Genomic DNA, 10,616 nt, shown 5'->3' with positions numbered 1-10,616 from the left:
CAGCTATGATATACCGAAAAATAAGTGGAAAGGAAATAATTCCACCAAATCTAGAATTGTACCATGTGGAAAACTATTTATACATGTTAACAGGCGAGCTTCCTTCTTTCACTCATGTAAAAGCGCTTGAAGCCTATATGATTTTAACAATGGAACATGGAATGAATGCATCTACGTTTACATCAAGAGTGGTTTCTTCCACAGAATCGGACATGGTATCGGCTGTAACAGGAGCCATTGGAGCGATGAAAGGACCTTTGCACGGTGGTGCACCTACCGGTGTAATCGATATGTTAAACGAGATTAAAGAAAAAGAAAATGCAGAAAGATGGATTCGACGAAAATTAGAGAAAAAAGAATATCTCATGGGATTTGGACATCGTGTTTATAAAACACGTGATCCGCGAGCTGAGGTACTGAGCACAATTTGTCAACGTATTGGACAAGATGATGCGTGGCTTAATTTAGCGGGCTATGTTGAGAAAATGGCTATTCTATTACTTAACGAATACAAGCCGGGTAGAAAGCTTTATACGAATGTGGAATTTTATGCAGCTGCTGTCATGAAGGCACTCAATATGTCTCCTGATTTGTTTACACCTACTTTTACGGTAAGTCGAATGGTCGGATGGGCTGCTCATGTCATTGAACAGTCGCTAGACAATACGATTTTTCGTCCAGAAGCAAAGTATATTGGTAATCGGCCAGTGGAAAATAAAATAGTATAATTTCACAAATTTATTCCAACTTCCTAGTGTATTCTCTGAACTTTTTAATAAGAGCGGGTCTTTCATGTTTTAAAAGACCAAGGCTTAGAAAATCCAAGAATGTTTGGATACAACCGGTATCATTTTCACACGCAAACACTGCTGCTTATGCATAATATTGCATGTTTATTGTAGTTTTGCGACACGCTGAAGTGATGAAAACAGGAAAAATAGAGTTGTTTGAAACATAGCTTACGAGGTAATTGGTGACACAATTACCTCTATTTGTATTGGTTTTGGGTAGGGTCTGAGTAGTTACAGACATACATAAATCAACTTTGTTATTCCGACATATCTATCGTTTGCCACGTAGAACAAAAGGAAACTGCGCTCGCTCCCTCTCTATGGTTTACCCCTGCATGGACCACTACAAGGGTTTGACCGCTTCTACGCTTAGCAGGATGCTCTCTCCCCCCTAAAAGAAACGTTTTTATGTCGATTTTTTTAGTTGCATTTATATACATAATCCACATCCTTTTTAGATTAATAATATCAATATGTCTAAGTTTGATAGATTTCTTGCACCAGAATCAAAAAAATTTTGTTAACTGATATGTTAGTTGAATCACTTTATAGAAATAGCTTGAAGCGTTTATCACAGATGCAAAAATAGTTCCTAGTCCTAGGAAGACTTTAAGCTTGATGATAAAGGCTTTTTTAATATGAATGATAGCAAAATTGGGAATTTCCAAAGAGTGGGGTGCGCAAACCAAGCGATTTTACAGGAGAAATTAGTTGGCATGGTTTTTGCTGTATATAAATGATGAATATATAGAGAAAGGAGGGAGGAGATGAATCACCAACTACTCTACTTTGTTGGTGAGAGTCTCAGGAAAGAATGACAACGATTCAAGTGCTCCTCTCCATTGTTTCAGGAACCATTGTCGGGTTCGTACTTGGTTTGCTCGGTGGAGGTGGATCAATTCTTGCTGTTCCTCTTTTGCTTTACGTTGTTGGTATGAAAGATCCGCATGTGGTAATTGGCACGACAGCGTTAGCCGTTGCCATAAATGCCTATGCAAACCTTATCCCACACGCACGAGCCGGCCACGTGCAGTGGAAAGCGGCGCTTGTTTTTGCCGTCTCTGGTGCTCTGGGTGCCTATGCGGGATCAACTATCGGAAAGCTGATACCTGGTAAACAGTTGTTGTTTCTTTTTGCTATTCTGATGATTGTTATGGCTGTAAAAATGGCTATGCCAAAGAAAACGAAGAGTCAAGCAGACGATCTTAAAAATCACGTAAAACTGCCACAGCTGATCATCATGGCTATCCTGGTGGGACTGTTATCCGGTTTTTTCGGGATTGGCGGTGGATTTTTGATTGTTCCCGGCTTGATTTTTGCGGCAAGAATGCCAATGATTACGGCAATTGGATCTTCTTTAGTATCAGTCGGCACATTTGGACTTACAACAGCGGTGAGCTACAGTTTATCCGGCCTCGTAAACTGGTGGGTTATGTTCGCGTTTGTTGGAGGTGGAGTTGGTGGTGGAATGGCGGGAACTTGGCTGGCGGCGCGCTTAAGTAAACAGCAGCGCACGCTCCATTATGTATTTTCCGGTGTTGTTATGTTGGTCGCCATTTACATGCTGATCATTAATGCCGAGGCCTTAGATTTGTGAGCTGCTTTACCAAAATTGAGATGAGGTGATTAGAATGGCAAAGGTGAAGAATAAGACGCATTATAAAATTTTGATTGTAGGCGGTGGGAGTGCTGGAATTACGGTTGCAGCCCGTCTCCTGCGTGAATCACGCCACCTGAGTGGAAACATTGCCATCATTGACCCCGCGACCAAACATTATTATCAGCCATTATGGACGCTTGTCGGGGCTGGCGAAGCTGACAAAACTGTGACGCAAAGGGAGGAAGCATCCGTTATTCCGAGAGGAGCTGTGTGGGTGCAGGATGCGGTTACCACATTTCAGCCAGATGAAAATGCTGTTGTTACAGCATCTGGAAAGAAACTGCACTATGAGTATCTAGTTGTTGCGGCCGGGATTCAAATTGACTGGCATAAAATTAAAGGGTTAAAAGAGAGTATTGGAAAGAATGGGGTGTGTAGTAATTACTCCTATGACTATGTTGATAGCACATGGGAGGCGATCCGCAACTTCAGAGGGGGAACTGCCATCTTTACCAATCCGAACACCCCGGTGAAATGCGGTGGGGCCCCTCAAAAAATCATGTATTTGGCGGAAGATTATTTCAGAAAATCAGGAGTGCGCTCAAAATCTTCAGTTATTTTTGTTTCAGGCAGCCCAGCCATATTCAATGTGAAAAAATATGAACAGGCACTAAACAAAATAATTGAACGAAAAGAAATCGAGACATGGTTTATGCACCATCTCATTGAAATTGATGGTGAAAAAAAACGAGCGACATTCGAAAATCTGAACACAAAAGAGCGTGTAAATATGCAATATGACATGATTCATGTGGTACCACCGATGAGCGCCCCTGATTTTATCAAGAACAGCCCACTTGCGGCAAGTAATGGTTGGCTGAATGTAGACAAATATACGCTGCAGCATCAATGCTTTGCCAATGTATTTGGCATTGGGGACTGTACCAACCTGCCTACGTCGAAAACGGGGGCTGCGATTCGCAAACAAGCGCCCGTGCTTGTGCAAAATTTACTTCATCAGATGCGTGCTAAACCAATGGTTCATAAATATGACGGCTATACATCATGTCCACTTGTTACCGGATATGGACGGCTTATACTGGCTGAATTCAATTATGATTTACAGCCGCAAGAAACCTTCCCTATCAATCAGTCACGCGAGAGGTTCAGTATGTATGTGTTGAAGAAAAACTTCCTTCCCGTTATGTATTGGAAGGGGATGCTTAAAGGTATGATGTGATAGTGTTTCCGACGGCCATAACAAAACAAAATCAAAGTAAGCAAGCGCTTAAAAGGAGGATGACTTATGCTACTCAAGTACTTTTATGATGAGAAATTGGCTCAAGCTTCATACCTTGTGGGATGTCAGGCTACCGGCGAAGCGATCATTGTTGATCCGTCACGCAATATAGAACCTTACATAAAAACGGCAAGAGCACATGGTGTGAGGATTGTGGGTGCAACGGAAACACACATCCACGCGGACTTTTTGTCTGGTTCGCAGGAGCTAGCTTCAAGGCTTGGGGCTACATTATATTTGTCTGATGAAGGAGGGGCGGACTGGAGATACGAGTATGCATCTGGGTATGAACACTGTTTTCTGAGAAATGGAGACGTGTTTGCCATTGGAAATATCAATTTTGAGGTAATGCATACACCAGGACACACTCCTGAACATATATCACTGCTCGTAACAGATGGCGGTGCAGCTACCAAGGACCCGCTCGGCATATTTACCGGAGATTTTGTGTTTGTCGGTGACGTGGGGCGTCCCGATTTATTAGAAAAAGCTGCGGGGGTATGCGGTTCCTCAGAAAAAATGGCACGCATGATGTTTCGGTCTCTACAGCAGTTTAAAAATCTTCCTGACTATCTGCAAGTATGGCCAGGGCATGGGGCGGGCAGTGCCTGTGGAAAAGCGCTAGGAGCAATCCCGTCGTCAACCATCGGCTATGAAAAACGGACAAATTGGGCACTGCAATATGATAATGAGGATCGCTTTATAGAAGCGCTGTTGGCTGGACAACCGGAGGCTCCTCCTTATTTTTCAATGATGAAGCGGTTGAATAAAGAGGGAGCGCAGCAAATCCCAAGGATAGCAGCACCATTTCGTATGGAGGCTTCAATAGATATTGTGCAGGAATGGACAAAACAGGGGATTGTCATTGATACGCGTCCGGCCAGTAAATTTGCCGCCAAGCATATACGAGGCGTAATCAATATCCCTTATAACAAATCATTTGTAACTTGGGCGGGATGGCTGTTGGATTATGACCAGCCTATATATCTTTTAGCAAGCAATGCTGATGTGGTGGATATTGTGAATGATCTCCAGTCCATTGGATTGGATCGCGTTGTTGCAACAATGGAACCACATGTCATTGAGCAGGCGGGTGAAGCTGATTCACGTGTGATGAAGTATGAAGAAGTGACACTGGACAAGATAGATGGTGCTATTCAAGCAGATCGCATATATGTGCTTGATGTCCGAAGCGCAGGAGAATGGGAGGAAGGCCATATTCCGCAGGCGAAGCATGTGATGCTTGGTCATTTGCAGGAACAGGCACACAACATTCCGTATGACAAACCAATTTTGGTTTATTGCAAAACCGGCGGAAGATCCGCTATCGCTGCTAGCCTTCTACAAGTTCATGGTTTTAAAGAAGTACAAAGCCTTGTAGGCGGTTATGAGGAATGGATTAAACAGAAGAAGATGCTATCCACTAGAGATGCTTAAATGAAATCTTTGGATTTTATCATCCGTGCGAAAATATTTACCATGATTGCAAATGTGCTAATGCTTATGATGAAAGGATTTTTAAAAAATGACATCGCAGTATTCGGAATTCAATCAAGAAATTCTATAAAAATAAGGCGATTTTATAAGGGAAATGAGTTGGCATGATAATTGCTTATATAAATTACGTAAAGAGGCAGGATGCATAAGCAAACATGAGAAGGAGAGATACTTGATGAAATATAATTTTGACCAAGAAATCTGTCGCTGGGGCACTGACTGCGAAAAATGGGATAAGCTTGAAAATCGTTTTGGCATAAAGGATGTTATTCCAATGTGGGTGGCTGATATGGATTTCCAGTCTCCACAACCTGTCATCGAAGCGTTAAAACAACGTGCGGAGCACGGTGTATATGGCTACACGCTTAGATCGGACTCATATATGGAATCCATTGTTGGCTGGCTAAAAAGAAGACATCGATGGTCCGTTGAGAAAGAATGGATTACCCACAGCCCAGGCGTGATACCGGCCCTATCGTTGGCGATTCAGTCCTTTACGAAGCCAGGGGACAAAATTATTATCCAACCGCCTGTATATCATCATTTTGCCCGTGTGATCCAAGCGAACGGCCGTGAAATTGTAAACAACCCGCTTATGCTTGAAAATGGGCGTTATTCCATGGATTTTGAAGACTTAGAGGCAAAGATAGATGCAACGGTAAAAATGTTGATTCTGTGTAGTCCCCATAACCCGATCGGAAGGGTATGGAGCAAAGAAGAATTGACGAGATTGGGACAGCTTTGTATGAAGCATAACATTCTCGTTGTGGCAGACGAAATTCATTTTGACTTTGTTTATAAGACACATACTCACATTCCTTTTGCTTCTATTTCAGAAGAGTTTGCGAATCATTCTCTTACCTGCATTGCGCCAAGCAAAACCTTTAACCTGATGGGTGTGCAGACGTCAAGTATTATTATTCCAAATCAGCAACTGCGCGATAGGTATGATCAAGAACTTAATACATTATCCATTGGTTCGCCGAACATATTTGGCGTTGCTGCGTTAGAGGCTGCTTACCGCTACGGAGAAGAATGGCTGGATCAGCTCCTTGAATATTTGCAGGGGAATTTAGAGTACACTCTGAGTTACTTCAACAAAAACATCCCGCAAATCAAAGCCATCCAGCCGGAAGGCACATACCTTGTATGGCTGGATTGCCGGGAATTGGGTGTTTCAGTTAAAGAATTGGATGAATTTATGCTGCACAGAGCAAGGGTTGCAATGAATGAGGGGCATATTTTTGGTATGGAAGGTGAAGGGTTTATGCGGCTCAATATTGCTTGCCCGCGTTCGATGTTAAAAAATGCTCTGGGTGGAATAGAAAAAGCTGTCGCTTCTTTATGCAAAGCGTAGAAATTATAGTAAAATTATTCTATTATTTTATGTAAGCGCTATTGCAAAGGGGGATAATATGGCAGGCTTTATCGGCATACAGCAATTTATTCAAGATTACGCTGAAAACACGGCAGAAATCCTTGGTTTGGATATAACCGTGCTTGATGAAAAGGGCGTTCGTATTAGCGGGACCGGCTACTATAAAGAGCTCATTGGCAAAGCGGCTCCGGAAGGCTCTTTTTTCAAAATGATATTGGAAACAGGAGAGCCTGGAGTGATTTACGATGTAAAAAAAGATGAGTCGCAGTGTATGAGTTGTAAATTCGTGAATCAATGCAAAGAACTCGCTACCATCGGGTTTCCTATTGTAAAGCAAGACAAACTAGTTGGCGTCATCGGCATGATTGGTTTTTCCCATGAACAAAAGGAGAAAATGATTATAGAATCAGAGAAGCTGATACAGTTTTTAAGCAATGTCAGTACATTGTTAGTCAATAAATTAGCAATGCTGGACTTTGGTACAGAAACGGGTTGCAAAATTCAAGAGGATATCCCGATTCCCCCGAAAGCCATTTCTTTTGAAAACATTCTTGGTAAAGATTCCGGGCTTCAAGATGTCATTAAAAAAGCAAGACGGATTATAAACAGCCCATCCACTGTCCTGATCAGAGGAGATAGCGGTACGGGGAAGGAATTATTCGCCAGAGCGATTCATTTTGAAAGCAAGCGTCGAATGCATTCATTTGTAACAGTCAATTGCGCTGCCATACCTGAAAGCTTGTTAGAAAGTGAATTGTTTGGTTATGAGGGCGGATCATTTACCGGCTCAAGGCGGAATGGGAAAATAGGAAAATTTGAATTAGCGCACAACGGAACCATTTTTCTAGATGAGATAGGAGATATGCCGCTTTTCATGCAGCCAAAATTATTACGGGTTTTACAAGAAAGAGAGATTGAGAGAATCGGCGGAAAAAAAGCAATCGAGATTAATGTTCGGGTAATTGCAGCCACTCACCGGAACCTGGAGGAAATGGTGCGAAACGGCACTTTTCGCGAGGATTTGTACTATCGTCTCAATGTCATCCCTCTCCATACTAAAGCCTTGCGAGAGCGGCGTGATGATATCGCCTTGTATCTCGAACATTTCATTTATAAACATTGCAAAATCATGCAAAGGTATCCAATGAGACTTGACCCCATGCTGGAGCGATGGCTTATACGCTATGATTGGCCGGGGAATATACGGCAGTTGGAAAACGCCGTAGAATATATGGTCAATATGGCTGAATCAGATATCATCAGTTTCCATGATTTACCTGATTATCTGCTTCAACAGGATCATCCCTCTGTCGAGTGTAGCGGATTAAGTTTAGAACAAATGATTTCAGAGTATGAAAAAAACGTAATCCAGAGCTACTTCCTAGCTGAAAAATATCGAAATGATAAAGAACAAATTGCCCAGGAACTACAAATTAGCCTGTCTACTCTTTATCGCAAGTTGGAAAAATATCAATTATGTTAACTTCATTAAAAAGATAACTATTTTTCTTGATTAAAAGTTATATAAAACTGAATAAAAAAATCGGCTTTTTATAGTGGGGCGAGAGCATCCGGCGGCGTGCAGAAGCGGTCAAACCCTTGGCCCATGCAAAGGTAAACCAGAGAGAGGAAGTAAGTGCCAATGCCGTTTTGTTCGAAATAGCAAATGAAAACGTCTAAATTATAAATCATTTATATAATTGAAATTAAAGCGGGAGGGTGTTTATATCATTTTTTTGCCTGAATTTTTAGAGAGGGGTGAGGACAAAAGCAGAGGGCAGAGGTACTTTATAAATTAACAGAAAGTTATAAAGATTATTAAAAAGGGGATTTTATAAAAGAACATCCAGACAAGCCAGCATACAAATTGGATTTGAACTATGAGTAAATAGGGGGATACACTATGGGGAAATTAGAAGCAGAGTTAAGTAACGTCCTAGAAGAGCAAAATTCAGAAGGATCATTACAACGGAAGCTGAAATCTAGACATTTAACGATGATGGCTATTGGTGGTGCTATTGGAACTGGATTGTTTGTATCCAGCGGATCAACGATTAGCACTGCGGGGCCGGGAGGAGCGCTTGCTGCATACATTCTGGTCGGAATCATGGTCTATTTTGTTATGAATAGTTTGGGAGAGCTATCAGCCTTCTTACCGGTCCCGGGGGCCTTTGACATCTATGCCTCAAAGTATGTTGATCCTGCGTTAGGCTTTGCGTTAGGTTGGAACTATTGGTATACAACCGCGATTACGGTTCCTGCAGATTTGGTGGCCTCTACCCTTATTATGAAGTATTGGTTTCCAAACGTACCTTCTCTCTTGTGGAGCGCACTATTTCTGGGCTTGTTGCTAATCTTAAATGTTTTATCAGTCAAGGCATATGGGGAAAGTGAATACTGGTTTGCCGGTATTAAGGTCATCTCGATCATCGTGTTTCTCGTTATTGGGGTTGCCATGATTTTTGGAATTATGGGAGGACATGCGGTCGGGTTCAGTAACTTTACCCAAGGAGATGCTCCTTTCCATGGCGGGCTTATATCTATCTTTAGTGTAGTACTCGTCGCCGGCTTTGCATTTCAGGGAACCGAAGTGATTGCGACGGCCGCTGGTGAAACCGATAATCCATCGAAAAACGTACCAAAAGCGATTCGTTCAATCTTTTGGCGAATCCTCATCTTCTACGTGCTTACGATTTTTGTTATCGGCTTGATTATCCCTTATACAGATCCGAACCTACTTAAATCTGGCGTTAAAAATGTTTCTATTAGTCCCTTTACGCTCGTTCTTGAAAGAGCCGGTTTGGCATTTGCCGCTTCCGTCATGAATGCCGTGCTCCTTACGTCTGTTTTATCAGCAGCAAATTCAGCAATGTATGCGTCTTCACGTATGCTATGGGCATTGGCGAAAGAAGGAAAGGCACCACGCATCTTTGCACGGCTTAACCGGAAGGGAATTCCCATGTTGGCTCTATGTACGACGGCGATTTTAGGACTTGCCTCCTTTTTGGCTACCCTTTTTGGAAATGGTTCGGTTTTTATTTGGCTGGTAAATGCTTCGGCTCTTACCGGATTTATCAAATGGTTCGGTATTGCCATCAGTCATTACCGTTTTCGTAAGGCATATGTGGCACAAGGCAGAGATTTAAATGAATTACCGTTTAAAGCCAAATGGTACCCGCTGGGACCGGTTATCACGCTGTTATTTTTTGTGGTTTTCATTCTTGGACAGAATCTTTTTTCCGGACACCAAACCAGCTGGGCGGAAATTCTAGCAACGTATATTGGTCTTCCTATTTTCTTGCTTCTCTGGCTTGGTTATAAAATCATTAAGAAAACAAAAGTGGTTCCTCTTATGGAGTGTGATTTTGAACGCAAAGAATAGCAGGGAAAGCTGCGTGTAATATACAGCGCTTATTTTCAGAGGAACATTCAATACAATTCCGTTTAAATAGGATTATATTAAAAAAAGAGGTGGTTTATATGATAAAAGAATCAATCGTAACTAAAGAAGCCCCCAAGGCTATCGGTCCTTATTCACAAGGTATTAAAGCAGGAAATGTAGTGTATACTTCAGGGCAGCTGCCAATTCATCCTGAAACCGGAGAAATGCCTGATAATATTGAGGAGCAAACAAGGGTGTCATTGGAGAATCTCAAGCAGGTTATAGAAGCGGCGGGAGCAAGCTTACAGCAGGTAATAAAAACAACGGTTTTTTTAAGCGATATGAATCATTTTGCCGCGATGAATCAAGTATATGGAGAATTTTTTTCCGAGAATTATCCGGCTAGAAGCGCGATTGAAGTTGCTCGTTTACCTAAAGATGCTTTGATTGAAATCGAAGCGGTTGCTATGATTTAATTATAATAATTGAAAAGAGAATATCAGATTGATATTCTCTTTTCTTTAATATATATGACTAGTCTTAAACAGAGGATACAGGAGCTACGAACAGTTGATTTTATTTCGTATAAAATCGTAAAAAACTATATAAAACCGTGACCTTTAGGCTTGTATAGTCTGTTCCTTGCTTTCAAGCCCCAGTGAGTGTAG

The 10,616-nt window shown here is 41.8% G+C and carries 9 protein-coding genes; 8 read left to right on the top strand and 1 reads right to left on the bottom strand.

From position 1 onward, the window contains the following. The coding region (locus H540_RS31060) for a citrate/2-methylcitrate synthase (protein WP_051317313.1) at positions 1 to 728 on the top strand (728 nt) is incomplete at its 5' end. A gap of 320 nt (positions 729 to 1,048) precedes the next feature. On the opposite strand, the gene H540_RS0127150 is transcribed toward H540_RS31060, so the two are convergent. Beyond that, a complete protein-coding gene (locus H540_RS0127150) occupies positions 1,049 to 1,231 on the bottom strand; it encodes a hypothetical protein (RefSeq protein WP_028403245.1) in 183 nt (60 codons plus the stop codon). 374 nt (positions 1,232 to 1,605) lie between these two features. On the opposite strand from H540_RS0127150, the gene H540_RS0127145 reads away from it, so the two are divergent. The 7 genes from H540_RS0127145 (at position 1,606) to H540_RS0127110 (ending at position 10,424) form a co-directional block, all read left to right on the top strand. Continuing rightward, positions 1,606 to 2,388: a sulfite exporter TauE/SafE family protein gene (locus H540_RS0127145; protein ID WP_028403244.1), complete on the top strand. Its 783-nt coding sequence runs from the start codon at positions 1,606 to 1,608 to the stop codon at positions 2,386 to 2,388. A 34-nt stretch (positions 2,389 to 2,422) separates the two neighbouring features. After that, positions 2,423 to 3,631 carry an FAD/NAD(P)-binding oxidoreductase gene (locus tag H540_RS0127140; protein WP_028403243.1) on the top strand — a complete coding sequence of 403 codons (1,209 nt, stop codon included), beginning with the start codon at positions 2,423 to 2,425 and terminating at the stop codon, positions 3,629 to 3,631. 66 nt (positions 3,632 to 3,697) lie between these two features. Beyond that, a complete protein-coding gene (locus H540_RS0127135; RefSeq protein WP_028403242.1) occupies positions 3,698 to 5,128 on the top strand; it encodes an MBL fold metallo-hydrolase in 1,431 nt (476 codons plus the stop codon). 235 nt (positions 5,129 to 5,363) lie between these two features. Continuing rightward, positions 5,364 to 6,545, top strand: coding sequence for a MalY/PatB family protein (locus H540_RS0127125; protein WP_028403241.1), 1,182 nt, complete (start codon positions 5,364 to 5,366; stop codon positions 6,543 to 6,545). A gap of 58 nt (positions 6,546 to 6,603) precedes the next feature. Next, positions 6,604 to 8,049 (top strand): sigma-54 interaction domain-containing protein, encoded by a 1,446-nt coding sequence (locus H540_RS0127120; RefSeq protein ID WP_028403240.1) that lies wholly within the window; start codon positions 6,604 to 6,606, stop codon positions 8,047 to 8,049. A gap of 420 nt (positions 8,050 to 8,469) precedes the next feature. Then, positions 8,470 to 9,948 carry an amino acid permease gene (locus H540_RS0127115; RefSeq protein ID WP_051317312.1) on the top strand — a complete coding sequence of 493 codons (1,479 nt, stop codon included), beginning with the start codon at positions 8,470 to 8,472 and terminating at the stop codon, positions 9,946 to 9,948. Positions 9,949 to 10,046: 98 nt separating this feature from the next. After that, complete coding sequence (locus tag H540_RS0127110; RefSeq protein ID WP_028403238.1) at positions 10,047 to 10,424, top strand: RidA family protein; 378 nt, start codon at positions 10,047 to 10,049, stop codon at positions 10,422 to 10,424. Positions 10,425 to 10,616: the final 192 nt, after the last annotated feature.

Origin of the sequence: Ectobacillus panaciterrae DSM 19096 (assembly GCF_000430785.1) — a bacterium.
In the GTDB taxonomy this organism is placed as follows: Bacteria; Bacillota; Bacilli; order Bacillales; family Bacillaceae_G; genus Ectobacillus; species Ectobacillus panaciterrae.
This window is presented reverse-complemented; position numbering and strand designations above follow the sequence as displayed.

Bases quoted from the DNA above. Each gene is read 5' to 3' on its own strand.
- H540_RS0127135 (WP_028403242.1), top strand. From the start codon at position 3,698: ATGCTACTCAAGTACTTTTATGATGAGAAATTGGCTCAAGCTTCATAC.
- H540_RS0127120 (WP_028403240.1), top strand. From the start codon at position 6,604: ATGGCAGGCTTTATCGGCATACAGCAATTTATTCAAGATTACGCTGAA.
- H540_RS0127115 (WP_051317312.1), top strand. From the start codon at position 8,470: ATGGGGAAATTAGAAGCAGAGTTAAGTAACGTCCTAGAAGAGCAAAAT.
- H540_RS0127150 (WP_028403245.1), bottom strand. From the start codon at position 1,231: ATGTATATAAATGCAACTAAAAAAATCGACATAAAAACGTTTCTTTTA.
- H540_RS0127125 (WP_028403241.1), top strand. From the start codon at position 5,364: ATGAAATATAATTTTGACCAAGAAATCTGTCGCTGGGGCACTGACTGC.
- H540_RS0127140 (WP_028403243.1), top strand. From the start codon at position 2,423: ATGGCAAAGGTGAAGAATAAGACGCATTATAAAATTTTGATTGTAGGC.
- H540_RS0127145 (WP_028403244.1), top strand. From the start codon at position 1,606: ATGACAACGATTCAAGTGCTCCTCTCCATTGTTTCAGGAACCATTGTC.
- H540_RS0127110 (WP_028403238.1), top strand. From the start codon at position 10,047: ATGATAAAAGAATCAATCGTAACTAAAGAAGCCCCCAAGGCTATCGGT.